This window comes from Gordonia sp. i37 (genome assembly GCF_002043085.1).
GTDB classification, from domain to species: domain Bacteria; phylum Actinomycetota; class Actinomycetes; order Mycobacteriales; family Mycobacteriaceae; genus Gordonia; species Gordonia polyisoprenivorans.
Map to the genome: position 1 here is coordinate 1 of NZ_MVPX01000228.1, position 16,467 is coordinate 16,467.

The 16,467-nt window shown below is 68.8% G+C and carries 13 protein-coding genes and 1 pseudogene; 10 read left to right on the forward strand and 4 right to left on the reverse strand.

Going from position 1 to position 16,467, the window contains the following annotated elements; all coding sequences use genetic code 11:
• Together B1964_RS10480 and B1964_RS10485 are read left to right on the forward strand one after the other, a co-directional pair.
• A pseudogene (locus B1964_RS10480) lies at nt 1–1,746 on the forward strand (DEAD/DEAH box helicase); the annotation flags it as partial.
• Nucleotides 1,747–1,977: 231 nt separating this feature from the next.
• Nucleotides 1,978–2,949, forward strand: coding sequence for a DUF4333 domain-containing protein (locus B1964_RS10485; RefSeq protein WP_079929715.1), 972 nt, complete (start codon nt 1,978–1,980; stop codon nt 2,947–2,949).
• Between the two features lie 39 nt (nt 2,950–2,988).
• On the opposite strand, the gene B1964_RS10490 is transcribed toward B1964_RS10485, so the two are convergent.
• Nucleotides 2,989–3,957: a 5'-3' exonuclease gene (locus B1964_RS10490; RefSeq protein WP_079929720.1), complete on the reverse strand. Its 969-nt coding sequence runs from the start codon at nt 3,955–3,957 to the stop codon at nt 2,989–2,991.
• 121 nt (nt 3,958–4,078) lie between these two features.
• Between B1964_RS10490 and B1964_RS10495 the strand changes: the two genes are divergently transcribed.
• Nucleotides 4,079–5,197 (forward strand): Xaa-Pro peptidase family protein, encoded by a 1,119-nt coding sequence (locus tag B1964_RS10495; protein ID WP_006370173.1) that lies wholly within the window; start codon nt 4,079–4,081, stop codon nt 5,195–5,197.
• A gap of 18 nt (nt 5,198–5,215) precedes the next feature.
• On the opposite strand, the gene B1964_RS10500 is transcribed toward B1964_RS10495, so the two are convergent.
• On the reverse strand, nt 5,216–5,632 hold the full coding sequence (locus tag B1964_RS10500; protein ID WP_006370174.1) for a PPOX class F420-dependent oxidoreductase: 417 nt from the start codon (nt 5,630–5,632) through the stop codon (nt 5,216–5,218).
• A gap of 76 nt (nt 5,633–5,708) precedes the next feature.
• On the opposite strand from B1964_RS10500, the gene B1964_RS10505 reads away from it, so the two are divergent.
• Genes B1964_RS10505 through B1964_RS10520 form a run of 4 tightly spaced genes read left to right on the forward strand, consistent with a single transcriptional unit; the run spans nt 5,709 to nt 9,325 of the window.
• Nucleotides 5,709–6,494 (forward strand): SDR family NAD(P)-dependent oxidoreductase, encoded by a 786-nt coding sequence (locus B1964_RS10505; RefSeq protein WP_170320203.1) that lies wholly within the window; start codon nt 5,709–5,711, stop codon nt 6,492–6,494.
• On the forward strand, nt 6,491–7,774 hold the full coding sequence (gene cbiE, locus B1964_RS10510; RefSeq protein ID WP_079929716.1) for a precorrin-6y C5,15-methyltransferase (decarboxylating) subunit CbiE: 1,284 nt from the start codon (nt 6,491–6,493) through the stop codon (nt 7,772–7,774). The genes B1964_RS10505 and cbiE overlap by 4 nt, the downstream gene beginning before the upstream one ends.
• Entirely contained in the window at nt 7,771–8,568 is a 798-nt protein-coding gene (locus B1964_RS10515; protein WP_020171338.1) for a cobalt-precorrin-4/precorrin-4 C(11)-methyltransferase, read from the forward strand. The genes cbiE and B1964_RS10515 overlap by 4 nt, the downstream gene beginning before the upstream one ends.
• Entirely contained in the window at nt 8,537–9,325 is a 789-nt protein-coding gene (locus B1964_RS10520) for a cobalt-precorrin-6A reductase (RefSeq protein WP_006370179.1), read from the forward strand. Before B1964_RS10515 ends, B1964_RS10520 begins: the two co-directional genes overlap by 32 nt.
• A 52-nt stretch (nt 9,326–9,377) precedes the next feature.
• Here the strand turns inward: B1964_RS10520 and cobJ are convergent, their stop codons facing one another.
• A complete protein-coding gene (gene cobJ, locus B1964_RS10525) occupies nt 9,378–10,883 on the reverse strand; it encodes a precorrin-3B C(17)-methyltransferase (RefSeq protein ID WP_139765698.1) in 1,506 nt (501 codons plus the stop codon).
• 58 nt (nt 10,884–10,941) lie between these two features.
• Nucleotides 10,942–11,565: a precorrin-8X methylmutase gene (locus tag B1964_RS10530; protein ID WP_170320202.1), complete on the reverse strand. Its 624-nt coding sequence runs from the start codon at nt 11,563–11,565 to the stop codon at nt 10,942–10,944.
• 122 nt (nt 11,566–11,687) lie between these two features.
• Between B1964_RS10530 and B1964_RS10535 the strand changes: the two genes are divergently transcribed.
• The 3 genes from B1964_RS10535 to B1964_RS10550 all read left to right on the forward strand — a co-directional run.
• On the forward strand, nt 11,688–12,386 hold the full coding sequence (locus B1964_RS10535; protein WP_020171335.1) for an alpha/beta fold hydrolase: 699 nt from the start codon (nt 11,688–11,690) through the stop codon (nt 12,384–12,386).
• Nucleotides 12,387–12,920: 534 nt separating this feature from the next.
• The gene (locus tag B1964_RS10545; protein ID WP_079929719.1) at nt 12,921–14,681 is read left to right on the forward strand and encodes a fatty-acid--AMP ligase; all 1,761 of its coding nucleotides are present in this window, start codon (nt 12,921–12,923) and stop codon (nt 14,679–14,681) included.
• A partial coding sequence (locus tag B1964_RS10550) for a beta-ketoacyl synthase N-terminal-like domain-containing protein (protein ID WP_290440694.1) occupies nt 14,678–16,467 on the forward strand: 1,790 nt, incomplete at its 3' end. The genes B1964_RS10545 and B1964_RS10550, both read left to right, overlap by 4 nt.

Sequence of the window (16,467 nt, forward strand, 5' to 3'; positions counted from 1 at the left end):
GAGGAGCTGTTCGTCCGCGGACTGGTCCGTATGGTGTTCGCCACCGAGACCCTGGCGCTGGGCATCAACATGCCCGCCCGGTCGGTGGTGCTCGAGCGGCTCGTCAAGTTCAACGGTGAGGCGCACGTGGACCTCAGCCCCGGGGAATTCACCCAGCTGACCGGCCGCGCCGGTCGACGCGGGATCGACGTCGAGGGACACGCGGTGATCGTGTGGTCACCGGAACTGATCCCGGAGCAGGTCGCCGGGCTGGCCGGTGCGCGCACCTTCCCGCTGCGGAGTTCCTTTGCGCCGGAATACAACATGGCGGTGAATCTGATCGGGCGACTCGGCCTCGCCGGGTCGCGCGACCTGCTCAACCGCTCCTTCGCACAGTTCCAGGCAGACCGTTCGGTGGTCGGTCAGGCGCGCAAGGTCGACGAGATGAGCCGCCAGTTGCGGCGCCTCGACGTCGAGCTCGCCGGTGCTGCGCAGCGCCGGGGGATCGATCCGGGACCGATCGGCGTCGACGTGGACACGGCCGGCCCCGCAGACGCTGCAGATGTCGCGCACGACTCCGAGGAACCCTACGCAGGCTTCCTCGGATACATCACCCTGCGTGAGGACATCCGTCGCCGCGAACGGGATCTGCGGTTCCGGCGTCGCGTCGAGGGTCGGGACGCGATCGCCGACGAACTCGCCTCGCTCAAACGGGGTGCGGTCATCGGTGTGCCGACGGGGCGCCATCGCGGGATCGCGGTGGTGTTGGAGTCCGCCGGGGCGCCGGTCGACCCGAAACCGCTGGTGCTCACCGAAGACGCCTGGTGTGGTCGCGTCGGAGTCGCCGATTTCGTCAATCCGCCGGAGGTCCTCGGCGGAATGCGCCTGCCGCGCAACGCCGATCGTCGTACCGGGCGGGGTCGCCGCGACCTCGCGTCGGCGCTGCGCTCCACCGGTATCGAGATGCCCCGGGGGCGCGGGAGCAAGAAGCGTGCCGAGGCCGCCGACGACGCCGAGCTGAAGCGGCTCCGGCACGCGCTGAAGGCGCATCCCGCCCACGGCATCGAGGCCTCCGACGATCTGTTCCGGCTGGCCGAACGACGCAATCGGCTGTTGCGCGACATCGTCGACGCGCGGGCGCGGATCGGTGCGCGCACCTCGACGCTGGGTGTCACCTTCGACCACATCGTCGGGGTGCTCAGTGAACTCGGCTATGTGGAGTACGTCGATGAGACCGTGCGTGTCACCCCGACCGGCGAGGTGCTCAGCCGGATCTACAGCGAGAGCGACCTGGTGGTCACCGAGTGCATCCGGGCGGGGATCTGGGACAAGCTCTCACCGCCGGACCTGGCGGCCGTCGTCGCGGCGATGGTCTTCGAGTCGCGCCGCGAGAGCTATTCCGGTGCCGACGCGATGAGCGGCAATCCGGCACTGCGCACGGCGATCGCCGACACCATCGGGATCTGGCGGTCGGTGACCGCCGTCGAGACCCGCCACCACGTCTCGCCGACCCGGGAACCCGACACCGGCTTCTCCATCGCGGTCTCGCTGTGGGTCTCGGGCCGCTCGTTGACCGAGGCGCTCGCCGCGGCCGGTGAACGCGGACATCTGCTCTCACCGGGGGATTTCGTCCGATGGAATCGACAGGTCGTCGACCTGCTCGAACAGATCCGACTGTGTGTGGGTGAGGACTCGCCGCTGGCGCGCCCCGCGCGCGTGGCGGTGGGGGCCATCCGCCGCGGCGTGGTCGCTGCCGAACTGGGCTGACCGTCGATATTCGGTCGTCCGATCGACACCATTCGTCGCCGTCGGGCGCATTGAGTGATCGAGGGCGGTCGCTGGGGTAACGTTTCTTGCTGATCGGGCCGGTGGGCGACCTCCCGCGCTGATGCCGGCGGACAGGCCGGGTGCACCTCGGGGGGAGTTCGCCGACCATGGAGTCGGGCGAATCGGCGACACGCGCACGCCAAGCGGCGCAGCGAAGGCGGGAGACCACAGATGACCAATCCGGAAGACCCCAGTAACAAGGTTCCGGGCACACCGGCGGCGGGTGACGCGGGTCCGGGCAACCCTGCCACACCCGACTCCGGCGCGAACCCGACCGGACCCGCATCCGACGGCAAGACCGAGGTCGTGCAGATTCCGGGTCACGTGCAGCAACCGCCGCAGGCGCCGCCGACCACGGCCACCCCGGCCGGTTATCCGGCCCAGCCCGGCCCTCCCCAGCAACCCGGATACCCTGCACCGGGTTACGGAACCCCTTCGGCACCATCGGGATTCGGGGCGGCGAGCGGTCAGCAGTACAACCCGACCCAGATGGCGCCCACCAGCCAGCCGCAGCAGTATGGGGGGCAGCCCGCACAGTTCGGCCAGGCACAGCCCCATGGTCAGCCCCAGCAATTCGGTCAGGCCCAGCCGTACGGCCAGCAGCCCGGCCAGTCGAGTGCGCCGTACGGCGCTGCGGGCCAGCAGCCGGGTGCGCCGTATGGCCAGCAGCCGGGGACCACGCCCTACGGGGCACAGAGTCAGCCGGGTACCGCGGGTTTCGGTCAGTTCGGCCAGCCGCAACCGGGACAGCCCGGTCAGCCGGGCCCCTACGGGGCGTATGGAGCACCCGGCGACCAGTTCGCCGGCATGGCCGCGCCCGCGCAGAAGAAGGGGCTCTGGAAGGGGTTGATAGCGGTCGGCGCAGTCCTGATCGTCGCGGCGATCGCAATCGTGGTCACCGGCTGGCTGTGGTGGTGGCCGCGGGAACTGGATCAGACCGCCGCGCAGAACGGTGTCAAACAGGTACTCACCGAGCAGTATCAGGCGAGCGACGTCTCCGATGTGAGCTGTCCCTCCGGCCAGAAGGTCAAGAAGGGCAACTCCTTCACATGCACCGTGACCGTCGGCGGCCAGAAACAGAACGTCAAGGTCACCTTCCTCGACGACGACGGCAAGTACCAGGTGGCGCGACCGACCAGCTGAGCCGGCCGGGGCCACACCACGACATGCGGCCGGACGCGATCAGCGCGGCACGTCGAGATCCCACCCCAGAGCCTTGGACAAGCGGCCGACCGACGACCCGATCCCCAGTTCGGCCGCGAGTTCGGCCAGACGCTCCGGATCCGCCGGTGCCGCGGGTAGGCGGTCGTCGTCGGTGCTCTCCACGGTCTCCGCGTCGGTGCGGACGAAGACCACCGTGCGTGCAGCGCTCAGATAGTCGGCGGAAGCGATGAGCGCCTTGCGGTTTCGCGGCGTCAATGCCGACGACGGATCGGCGGCCGCGGTCTCGAGCTCGTCGAGTCCGCCGTACTCGTTGATGAGCTTGGCCGCGGTCTTCTCGCCGATCCCGCTCACCCCGGGCAGACCATCGGACGGATCTCCTCGCAGGATCGACATCTCCGCATACGCCGCACCGGCACGCTCGCTGGGCACGCCGTATTTCTCGCCGACCTCCACCGGACCCATCATCTCCGCCTTCGCCAGCCCGCGTCCCACATAGAGAACACGCACCCGGACCGGATCGTCGGCGACGACCTGCAGCAGATCCCGGTCGCCGCTCACCACGATCACGTCGTCGGTGGACTCGGCGAACGCCAGCGTGCCGATCACGTCGTCGGCCTCGCAGCCTGCTGCACCGGAGGTGGCGATTCCGGCCGCGGCGAGTACGTCGAGGATCATGTCGACCTGCGGGGTGAGGGTGTCCGGAACCTCCTCGATATCAACGGTTGTGGAGCCACTACCGTGGGCGTCGCCGCCCGGCTGGGCGACCCGGTGCGCCTTGTACGAGGGGATGAGGTCGGTCCGAAACGACGGTCGCCAGTCGAGATCGAGGCAGACCACCAGTCGCGTCGGTTCTTCGCGCGTCACCAGGGTGGCGATGGTGTCGAGAAAACCGCGGACGGCGTTGACGGGCCGGCCGTCGGGCGCGGTCATCTTCTCCGGCAGCGCGAAGAAGGAGCGGAACCACAAGCTGGCGCCGTCGAGCAGCATCAGGGTGCCGTGGGTGGATCGTCCGGTGTCGGTCACGCCCACAACTCTGTCATCCGCGCGGCACTCCCACGCCGGTGGCGTCGAATCCGTCGCAGCGCCGCGGTCCGCGTAGGCTGCCCGCATGGGAAGCGCTTCGCGATTCGACTCCGATGTGTACCGCACGAGGGTGACCCGCGCGGCCGAACTGGCCGCCGGCGCCGGACTCGACGCCCTGATCGTCTCGCCCGGCCCGGACCTGCGGTACCTGATCGGTTCGCGCGCTGAGACCTTCGAGCGGTTGACGGCGCTGGTGATCGGCGCCGACGGCACCGCACGCCTGGTCGTCGCACGTCTGGAGCTGGCCTCGGTGCGTGAGTCGGCCGCCGACGATCTCGGTATCGAGATCGTCGACTGGGTCGACGGTCAGGACGCCCACGCGCTGGCCCTGGCCGGATTGCCCGACCACCCACGGCTCGCCGTGTCCGACGCGATGCCCGCCCTGCACCTCGTGCCGATCGCGCAGCGGGTCGCCGCCACCCCCGCCTTGGCCACCGACGTGTTGCGTGAACTGCGAATGATCAAGGACGACGCGGAGATAGAAGCATTGCGCCGGGCCGGCGCGGCCATCGATCGGGTGCATGCGCGCATGGGTGAATGGCTGCGGCCGGGACGCACCGAGAAGGACGTCGCCGACGACATCGCCGCGGCGATCGTCGACGAGGGCCACACCGGGGCGGAGTTCGTCATCGTCGGCTCCGGACCACATGGCGCCGACCCGCACCACGAATACTCCGACCGGGTGATCGAGCCCGACGATGTCGTCGTCATCGACATCGGCGGCCCCGTCGAGCCCGGGTACAACTCCGATTCCACCCGCACCTACTGCTTCACACCCCCGCCGGTCGAGATCGCCGACGCCTACGCCGCCCTGCAGGAGGCCCAGGCGCGTGCGGTGGATTCGGTGCGTCCGGGCGTCACCGCCGAGTCGATCGACGCCGCCGCCCGCGAACTGCTGCGTGAACGTGGGCTGGCCGAGAACTTCATCCACCGCACCGGGCACGGCATCGGCCTGTCGGTCCACGAGGAGCCCTACATCGTGGGCGGAAACGATCTGCTACTGCGCCCGGGAATGGCCTTCAGCGTCGAACCGGGAGTGTATTTCGCCGGCCGATGGGGTGCGCGGATCGAGGACATCGTCGTGGTCACCGACGACGGTCACGAAGCACTCAACGTGCGGCCGCACGACCTCGTGGTGCTCTGAGCTCCCGGGGCGGGCGTTTCACCGCTGCGGCTCGGTGCCGAGCAGGGTGCGCGAGCCCATCACGCGTTCGACGCTGACCTCGATGACCACCCGCCGCGGATTCGGCCGGGGTTCGCGGTAGCGCAGGGCGTATCGCTGTTCGGCATCGGTGACCTGCTCGGGTTCGCGACGGATGCTGGCCGGCCCTTCCAGGGTCAGCCAGCGCGGCCCGTCGACGTGGGTGAGCGCCGCGTATCCGCCGCGTTCGACGTTGCGTACCTTCTGGTTGCCGTCGCTGGTGATCACCCGGGCCAGCCCCGCTGCCTCGTCGTAGGTGAATCCCACGGCCGCGACGTGCGGTGTGCCGTCGGCGCGCAGGGTCGCGATGGTCGCGAGGTGGCGCTCGGCGAGAAAGGACAGGGCGTCGGAGCCGAGATCGGCGCGCGTGCGTGGCATGGTTTCACGGTAGCGACCGTGCGTGGGTGATCGCGCCGGATGCCCGGCACCTCGCGGGCGCCCGCGCGATGCGATACTGCATCCCGTGGCAGACGAGGGTGTGGAGCCCGATCGCGGGACCGTGGTCGTCTTCGGCGGGCGCAGCGAGATCGGTGTGGCGTTGGCCGAGCGGCTGTGTGCCGGCCGGATCGTCGTGCTCGCCGCCCGCCGCCCCGACGATCTCGAACCCCAACGGCAGACCCTGCTCGCGGCGGGAGCGACCGACGTCGTCGCCGTGGCCTTCGACGCCGACGACACCGCGACCCACCCCGCGTTGATCGACACCCTCACCCGCGAGCACGGCCCGATCGGGATCGCGATCGTGGCGTTCGGCATCCTCGGCGATCAGGCGCGCGCCGAAACCGATGTGGCCCACGCCCTGCAGATCGCGCACACCGACTATCTCGCCCAGATCAGTGTGCTGACCCCGCTCGCGACGGCCATGCGCGCCGAGCGCAGCGGGACCATCATCGTCTTCTCCTCGGTCGCCGGGATTCGGGTGCGCCGCGCCAACTATGTGTACGGCTCCACCAAGGCCGGCCTCGACGGCTTCGCCAGCGGTCTTGCGGATGCCTTGCACGGCAGTGGTGTTCGGCTGTTGTTGGCCCGGCCGGGCTTCGTCATCGGCAACATGACGGCGGAGTTGATGGCGCAGGGCACCCGACCCGCACCGCTGTCGGTGACGGCCGACGAGGTCGCCGACGCGGTGGCACGTGCCTACCGCAAGCGACGATCCGAGGTGTGGATACCGGCCCTCCTGCGTCCGCTGTTCGTCGGAATGCGACTGCTGCCGAGAGCGATCTGGCGGCGACTGCCCCGATGAGTGATTCCGTTCCCGCTCAGGACGACTCGACCTTCGTCGTCGTCGGCATCGGTGCCGACGGCTGGGACGGTCTGTCGCCGATCGCGCGGTCCGAACTCACCTCGGCACAGATGATCTTCGGTTCGGCCCGACAACTGGCCCTGCTGCCCGATCTCGGCGTCACGACCGTTGCCTGGCGTTCGCCGATGTCGGAGCATCTCCATGCCGTCCTCACCGGGTCGTCCGCCGAGCTCACGCGGTACGGCGGTCCCGGCGGTACCCGCATCCATCTCCTGGCCAGCGGGGATCCGATGTTCCACGGACTCGGCGCCACCATCGTGGCTGCGGTCGGGGCACACCGCGTGCAGGTGATCCCGACGGTCTCGAGTGCCTCGCTGGCGTGCGCCCGCCTCGGGTGGGATCTCGCGGACGTCGCGGTCGTCAGTGCGGTCACAGCCGACCCGGAGATCGTGCTCACCGAGATCACCGACGCCCGGCGCGTGCTGATACTCGCACGCGACGCCACCACCCCCGCCCGCATCGCCGACCTTCTCGTGGCCCACGGCTTCGGCGCTTCGCCGTTCACCGTGTTGGAGCAGCTGGCCGGGCCTCGCGAGCGGGTGACCGGCGCACGTGCCGACAGCTGGGATCCGGCCACCGTCGTCGACCCACTGAACATCATCGCCGTCGACTGCATCGGCCCACGGTGTTCGACACTGCCGGGTCGCGACGAGAGCGCATTCGAGCACGACGGACAGATCACCAAGTCCGTCATCCGCGCCCTCACCGTGTGCGCGTTGGCACCGTCCTACCGACAAACGTTGTGGGACATCGGTTCCGGCTCCGGCAGCGTGGCGATCGAATGGTTGCGCGCGCAACCAGGCGGTGTGGTGATCGCCTTCGAACGCGACACGGCACGGGCAGAACGACTCCGTACCAACACCCACCGGCACGGTGTGTCGGGACGGGTGACGATTGGTGGTGCCGTACCGGATGCGTTGGTACACGCCCCCATTCCCGATGCGGTGTTCATCGGCGGCGGCCTCTCACCGGTGGTGCTCGACACCGCGTGGGCGGCGCTGCGGCCGGGCGGGCGGCTCGTCGCCAACGCGGTGACGATCGAGACACAGGCGATCCTCGCCGACTGGCATCGGATGCGCAGCGACGCCACCGAATCGACCCTACGTCGGGTCGCGGTGGAGACCGCGGCACCACTCGGCGGGTACCTCACCTGGCGCCCGGCACTGCCGATCGTCAGCTGGGCGGGCACCAAGGCGACCGACGGGACGGTGACGTCGTGACCCTGTTCCTGATCGGCGCAGGGCCGGGCGCCGCCGACCTCATCACCGTGCGCGGCGCCCGAATCCTCGGTCGTTGCCGAACCGCCCTGGTGGCCGGATCGCTGGTGCCCGCGGAAATCCTCGCGATGTGTCCGGACGACGCCACGATCATCGACACCGCACGAATGCCGCTGGAGCAGATCATTTCCCACATCGTCGATGCGCATCGCGCCGGCCACGATGTGGCCCGATTGCACTCGGGGGATCTCTCGCTCTACTCGGCCGTGGCCGAACAGGTCGCGCGGGTCCGCGCCGAGGGTATCGATGTCGAATGGGTGCCCGGCGTTCCGGCCTTCGCCGCCGCGGCGTCGGCGCTGCAGAACGAGTTGACCGTTCCCGGGATCGGCCAGAGCCTGCTGGTCACCCGCGTGTCGACGCTGTCGACCGACATGCCGCCCGGCGAAGATCTCACCGACCTCGCCGCGGCGGGCGTGACACTCGCGCTGCATCTCGCCGCCCATCGCGCGCCGCAGATCGTGGAGACGCTGAGCCCCGTCTACGGCAGCGATTGCCCTACTGCCACAGTTGCTTTCGCTTCTCGATCAGATCAGGTGATCATTCGCAGTCGGCTCTCCGACCTCGCCACCGCACTGGCCGACGCGGGGATCACCCGCACCGCGGTGATCTTCGTCGGACGTGTTCTCGATGCCGCCGATCATCCCGACCGGCTCGAGAGTTACCTGTACTCCCACGCTCGGATCACCAAGTTGCGCAACGACTCCCATGGGTATCGGGGACAACCCGATGACCGGTAGCCGACCGCCGGGCCGCGACTGCGTGCTGATTCTCGGCGGTACGGCGGAGGCCCGGGACCTCGCGGCAGACCTGCACCACGACGGTATCGAGATCGTGAGTTCGCTCGCCGGGCGGGTCGCCCGACCCCGCCTGCCCGTCGGCGCGGTCCGCATCGGTGGTTTCGGCGGCGTCGACGGGTTGTCGAGGTGGTTGCAGGACAACCACGTTCGCGCCGTGGTCGACGCGACCCACCCGTTCGCCGCCACGATCACCGCGCACGCCGTCACGGCGTGTGCCGTGACCGACACACCGTTGCTGCGACTTCGACGTGAACCGTGGGTCGCACGCGCGGGTGACCATTGGACGCAGGTGCCCGACATCGGCGCCGCCGCCGTGGCGGTCAGCGGTCACGACGGTCGCATCCTGCTCACCACCGGTCGCCAGGACGCCGACGCCTTCGCTGGGGTCACCGGCGCATGGTTCCTGATCCGGGTGGTCGACCCGCCGACCGGCCGGCTCCCGGCCCATCACGCGATCCTGCGGTCCCGCGGTCCGTATCACCTCGATGCCGAACGGAAACTGCTGCAGGAGAATCGGATCGACACGCTGGTGACCAAGAACAGCGGGGGAGCGTTGACCCGCCCGAAACTCGACGCCGCCGCCGAACTGGGGGTCCGGGTGATCATGGTCGAAAGACCAGCCGAACCGCTGGGTGTCACCGCCGTCGGCGACGTTGTCTCCGCGGCCGCATGGGTCCGGACGCTCACCGACGGATGACATCGGCCGGTTCGCCACCGGGTGCGCCGAGTGCCCGGCGTGCCACCAGCGCTCAGTGACCCGGGTGACTGCGGGGGGTGTAGACGAGATCACCACCGCCACGTCGCACCACCCGGGTCGCCGACGACCCGATGATGATCAGCGTGCGCATGTCGACGACAGCCGGATCGAAGTCGCCGACGGTCGTTACCGTCAGCGACTGCTCGTCGCCGCCGACGTCGCGTCCGAGGACGAGCACCCGATCTGCCGAAACCGATTCGGTCAGAATGTCTTTCAGCGCCGACACCTGCCAGGTTCGACTGCGCGACCCCGGGTTGTAGATGGCGATCACCAGATCGGCGGCCACCGCGCGGCGGATCCGATCGGCGATCACCTCCCATGGTTTGAGCCGATCCGATAGTGAGATCACCGCGAAGTCGTGGCCGAGTGGCGCGCCGACCGCCGCTGCAACCGCGTTGGCCGCGGTCATGCCGGGGACGACCCGCACGGGCACATCGGCCCACCGGGGTTCGGCGGCCACCTCGGACACTGCGGAGGCCATCGCGAACACTCCCGGGTCGCCGGAGGACACCACCACGACTCGGGCGCCTCGGGCCGCGAGATCCAGTGCGAACTCGGCACGTTCGGCCTCGACGCGGTTGTCGCTGGCGTGGATGCGCTGTCCCGGCCGCGGCGACACACGTGCCAGATAGGTCTTGTAGCCGACCAGATCGGTGGCCGCCGCCAGTTCCCGCTCCACCTGCGGAGTGGTCCAATCGTCGGCGCCCGGCCCGAGGCCGACGACCACCACCTCCGCCCGCGGCGGGTCGGGGGCGCCTGCGCGCGGGTTGTTCAAGCGACCCGGCACCACCACCATCGAAAAGTACGGCACCTGCGCGGGGTCGACCTCGGCGACCGGGGCCACCTTCTGTGCGGTGGTGGATGCGCGTTCGACGTACCACGCCTCGTCGAGCCGGCCTGCCGCGCGCAGCGCCTCGCGCACCCCGGTGAAGGTCCGGCCGAGTTTGATGACCGCGAAAGCATCGGCGTGCGCGAACAATTCACGCATTCGGGGCACCGGCAGGGTGCCTGGAACGACGGTCAGCGTCTCCTCGGCCTCCACCAGCGGGACCTCGATTGCCGCCGACGCCGCACTCACCGATGTCACGCCCGGGATGATCTCGGTCGGGAACTCGGCGGCCAGGCGCTTGTGCATGTGCATGTAGGAGCTGAAGAACAGCGGGTCGCCCTCTGCGAGCAGGGCCACGTCGCGGCCCGCACGCAGGTGAGAGGCAAGGAGTTCGGCGCTGTCGGTGTAGAAGTCGTCGAGCGCACCACGATAGCCGCCCGGATGGTCGGCGGCTTCGGTGGTCACCGGGTACATCAACCTCTCCTCGATCTGCCCCGGACGCAGATACGGCTCGGCGACACCGCGGGCGATACTGCGCCCGTGGCGTGCGCAGTGATAGGCCACGACCTCGGCCGAACCGATCACCCGAGCGGCCTTGACCGTCATCAGTTCGCTGTCACCGGGTCCCAGTCCGACTCCCCACAGTTTGCCGAGGCGCCGCGACGACATCGATTGTGATGACACAGATTGTGATGACACCGATTGTTCTGAACCCATGGTCGACGCCTCATTCCTCCGGGCTGGCCAGTGCGTTGATGGCGGCAGCGGTGATCGCGGACCCGCCCCGGCGGCCGGTGACCGTGATGAACTCGAGGTCGGCGCGGGCGGCCAGCTCGGCGCACGATTCGGCGGCCCCGACGAAGCCGACGGGCGCACCGACGATCGCCGCCGGCCGCGGCGCCCCGGCGTCGATCATCTCCAACAACGCGAACAGTGCGGTCGGGGCGTTTCCGATCGCGACGACGGCGCCGTCGAGGACCGGTTTCCAGAGTTCCAGTGCCGCAGCGGTTCTGGTGGTACCCATGCGTTCGGCCAACTCCGGCACCGCGGGATCGTGGAGATGGCATCGGATCTCGTTGTCCGCGGGAAGACGACGCCGTGTGATCCCGCTCGCGACCATCGTGGCATCACAGAGAATCGGCGCGCCGTCGGTCAGGGCATTCCGTGCGGCGCGCACCACGCCCTCGGTGGCCACCACGTCGCGTGTGAGATCGGTCTGTCCGCAGGCATGGATCATCCGCACGACGACACCGGCCACGTCGGGAGCGAACGCGGACAGGTCGGACTCGGCACGGATGATCGCGAACGATCGACGATAGATGGAGGCGCCATCACGCAGGTACTCGGTCATGATGTCCGTCAGCCTATCGGCAGCGCCGTCGGGACCGATCATCTGCTCGGTGCGCCAACTCGGTCCCGCCGGCGGTGATCGTCGCGGACCCGCGTGCCCTGTGAGGCGCTATCGTATGCGGCGTGACCGCGCCTACGCTGTACATCTTCCCGCACGCCGGCGGCTCCGCGGCCTTCTACGTGCCCTTCGCACGGACCTTCACCACCGATATCGGACGGGTGGCGGTCCAGTACCCGGGAAAGAACGGAAGCCAAGACCTGGCCGCCTTCACCGGTATCGACGCCCTCGCCGACACCGTGCTGAGCAAACTGCCGGCCTTCGGCCCGGACACGCGCGTGGCGTTCTTCGGCCACTCCATGGGGGCCTTGGTCGCCTTCGAGACCGCCCGCCGCCTCGAACAGCGCGGGGTGCAGATCGAGGCGCTGTTCGTCTCCGCATGCGCCGCACCCGGCCGCAGTGGGTACGAATACATCCCGGAGTCCGATCGTGGACTGCTCGACGCGGTCTCGGCGATGACCGGACTCGACCCCGCGATGCTGCAGGACGAGGCCTTCTCGTCACGGATTCTGCCGACCCTGCGCGGATTCAAGGCGATCACGGCCTACGAATGCCCGCCGGAGGTGACGCTGGCGTGTCCCATTCACGCGTATCACGCCGACAACGACGAGGTCGCCACCGCAGAGAAGGTTGCTCCGTGGGAGCAACGGACCTCGGCCGAATTCACCATGCGTGAGTTCCCCGGCCACCACTTCTATCTGTCCGAGCACCTCGCCGACGTGGCAGCCGACATCGAGCGCCGCCTGTCCGCCACCGAGGACTGACGCCGACCCCGGGCACGACCCGGGTGACCCGCGCCCGTCGTTCCGCCACGAATTCACATCGACATTCCTCACCGAATTTCGGGGCTGTTTGAATTCAGAAACAACGCCAATTCATTCCTGGAAAAACGCTGTCGACTTTCCGTGAATTTCGCGGATTCGGTGAATTCTCGACGTAAATTCGGTGCAAAGGCATGAATCGGACCGGTGAAGTCGGATTCGGCGGAGTTTCCCTCAATCCCACTGTGACACCTGGCAGTAAAGTCGTGTGGGACGCCCTCGGACACCGTACTTCACAGTCAGTGCATGTATCGTCGGCTCACGAGAGAGTTGCTGTGATTGAACGACGATCGCGACAGCGTGAACACCTCACGCGTCGTGATAACCGTCGAATCGACGCACGTGCTCACTCGAAACGCCTCCTTGGGAGGGGAGGCTCGACAGACATCGTTGCGATGCACCCTGCGGTGGTTGGTGGCCGCCACATCGCGCATACAGACACACATTTCGCCGTCGGGGGGAAAGTGACGGACAGCAGTGAACAGTCGAGGGAGAGCACGACCCTCGCTGCAGGACACCATCCCTGGGATTCTGCGCGCTCGCGCAGCTGACCAGCCCGATGCCGCAGCATTCACCTTCATCGACTACGACGTCGATCCGGCCGGCTTCTCCGAAACGCTGACGTGGGCCGAGCTGTACGACCGCGTACGCGTCGTCGCCGCCGAACTCGGTCGGCACGGCGCGCCCGGGGACCGGGCGGCGATCCTGAGTCCGCAGAGCCTCGACTACATCGTCGCGTTCCTCGGAGCGCTCGAGGCTGGTTTCATCGTTGTGCCGCTGTCGGTTCCGATGTTCGGAGCCCACCACGACGAGCGCATCAGTTCGGCTCTGGCCGACTGCACGCCGGCGGTCGTCTTCGCGACCACGACCGTCATCGACGAGATCCTGCCCTACACGCAGAGCGTGCCCGGTGTGACGCCTGCGGTCGTCGAAATCGACGCCCTCGACTACCACACACCTGTCGCCGCCGCCGGCAGCCAGGTCGGCCGGGACCGAACCGCCGTACTGCAGTACACCTCGGGGTCGACGAGTTCGCCTCGGGGCGTGATGGTTTCGCACAAGAACGTGGTCATCAACCTCGACCAGCTCATCTCCGACATGTTCGCTCATCACGGCGGCTGGCCCGATCGTGACTCGACGCTCGTGTCGTGGCTGCCGTTTTACCACGACATGGGATTGCTCCTGGGGATCTGCGGTGGCGTGATGGCGGGGCTGCACACCGTCGACATCAGTCCGATGGCGTTCCTGCAGAAACCGTCCCGCTGGATTCAGGTGATGGCCGGTCATCCCAAGTCGTTCACCTCTGCGCCGAACTTCGCCTACGAGCTCGCCGCCCGCCGGACCTCCGCCGACGACCTGGCCGGTCTGGACCTCTCCCAGGTGACCGGATTCATGTGCGGAGCCGAGCGCGTCCACGATGCCACGGTGCGCCGATTCGTCGACCGATTCACCCCGGATGGTCTGCCGGAGAACATCGTCCGGCCCGCGTACGGATTGGCCGAGGCGACGCTGTATGTCTCCGCGCTCGTTCCGGGTACTCCGGCTGTGGGCGTGCGGTTCGACTTCGAGAAGCTGGCGAAGGGCTACGCGCTGCGGTGCGGCGAAGGGCAGGACGGCGCGGTGTTGATGAGTCACGGACCCCAGCGTTCGGTGACCTACCGCATCGTCGACCCCGATACCCGTGAGGAGAACCCCGCCGACCGCGTCGGCGAGATCTGGGTGCACGGCGAGAACGTGCCCGCGGGGTACTGGCGCAATCCCGAACGCACCGAGGCGACGTTCGGCGGCTGGATCGAGAATCCGCGTTCGGACACCCCGGCCGGACCATGGTTGCGCACCGGCGATCTCGGGGTCGTGTCCGAGGGCGAGCTGTTCATCACCGGTCGCATCAAGGATCTGCTCATCATCGACGGCCGCAATCACTATCCCGACGACATCGAGGGCACGGTCACCGAGCTGACCCGGGGCCGCGTGGCGGCGGTGTCGGTACCCGGTGAGCACGCCGAGGAACTCGTCGTGATCGCCGAGGTGAAGGATCGCGGAGAGCCGGTCGACCTCGACGAGTTGCGGGCGGCGGTGGTGGCGACGATCTCCGGTCGACACGGCGTGCGCGCGGCCGACGTGGTCTTCGTCGCGCCCGGCTCGATTCCGATCACCACCAGCGGCAAGACCCGGCGCGCCGCCGCCGGCGAGACCTATCGGACCGGCGGATTCGCCCGCCTGGACGGCCACCGGTGACCCCAGGGGATCGCGCCGATCGGGGCGAGGACGATCGTGCCGAACGGCAACTGCGTGACTGGCTCGTCGACCGGCTCGTCCTGATGGGCTGCGACCCCGACGGGGTCGACGTCGACATCCCGTTCCACGATCTCGGCGTGGGGTCCCGCGACGCGGTGGTCCTCGCCGGCGAACTCGCCGAACACCTCGGCCGGCCGGTGTCGCCGGTCGATCTCTGGGAGCACCCGAGCGTCGCAGCGCTGGCACGCTTCGCGCTCGGCCGAGACACCGGGTCGGCGGCCACCGATTCGGCGCCGGCAGCCCGGAACCCCGACACCGACGCGCGCCCCGTCACCGACACCGATGATCTGATCGCCGTCGTCGGGGTGGGCTGTCGGTTCCCCGGCGGCATCCTTGGCCCGCAACAGTATTGGGATTTCCTGCTCGCCGAGGGCGATGCGATCGGCCACGTCGATCCGCAACGATGGGAGTCGTTCGCCGACGGCACCGCCGAGACCGACGCGGCGCTGGCGCGCACCACCACCTGGGGCGGATTCCTCAACGACATCGATGCCTTCGACGCCGAGTTCTTCGACATCTCGCCCAGCGAGGCCGACAAGATGGACCCCCAGCAGCGGCTGCTGCTGGAGGTCTCGCACGAGGCGCTGGAGAACGCCGGAATCCCTGCGGAATCGTTGCGGCACAGCCAGACCGGGGTGTTCGTCGGCGCTTGCGCTGGGGAGTACGGCTTCCTGGCCTCCGCAGACCTCGCCGAGGTCGACAACTGGTCGGGGACCGGCGGCGCGCTGTCGGTCATCGCCAACCGCGTGTCCTATCACTACGATCTGCGTGGTCCGTCGATCACCGTCGACACCGCATGTTCGTCGTCGCTGGTCGCGATCCACCTCGCGGTGGCGAGTCTGCGCTCGGGTGAGTCGTCGACGGCGCTCGCCGCAGGTGTCAATGTCATGCTCTCCCCGGCGATCACGCGCAGCTTCGACCGCAACGACGCCATGTCGCCGAGCGGGCGGTGCCACTCGTTCGACGCCGCCGCCGACGGCTACGTCCGCTCCGAGGGATGCGGCGTCGTGGTACTCAAACGTCTTGCCGACGCCCGCCGCGACGGCGACCACGTCCTCGCGGTGGTGCGGGGGAGTGCCGTCAACTCCGACGGTCATTCCAACGGGCTGATGGCGCCCAATCCGTCGGCGCAGATGGCCGTGCTGCGGGCCGCCTACATCTCCGCGGGCATCGGGGCGCGCGAGGTGGATTACGTCGAGGCACACGGCACCGGCACCCTGCTCGGAGATCCCATCGAGGCGCGGGCCCTCGGCGCGGTCGCCGGTCGGGGACGCCCCGCCGACGACCCGCTGTTGATCGGCGCGGTGAAATCGAATCTCGGTCACCTCGAGGCCGCGGCCGGCATCGCCGGTTTCCTGAAGGTCGCCTTGGCCCTCGAGAAGGGTTGCCTCCCGGCGACTCCGGGCTTCTCAGAACCGAATCCACACATCGACTTCGACAACCTGCGCCTGAAGGTGGTGGCCGAAACGACACCGTGGCCCACGACGGGCAGGCCTCGTCGCGGCGGGGTGTCGGCCTTCGGTTTCGGCGGTACCAATGCCCATCTCGTCCTCGAGCAGGCGCCGGAGCCCGAAGCCCTCACCGGACCGGCGGCCGGGAGCATGGACAGCACCGGCCGATCACCGAAGTCCCCGATCGCGACCCTGGTGGTGGCAGGTAGATCTCGCGAGCGCATCGCGACCACGGCCGGCGCTCTCGCCGACTGGCTCGACGGAGACGGTGCCGC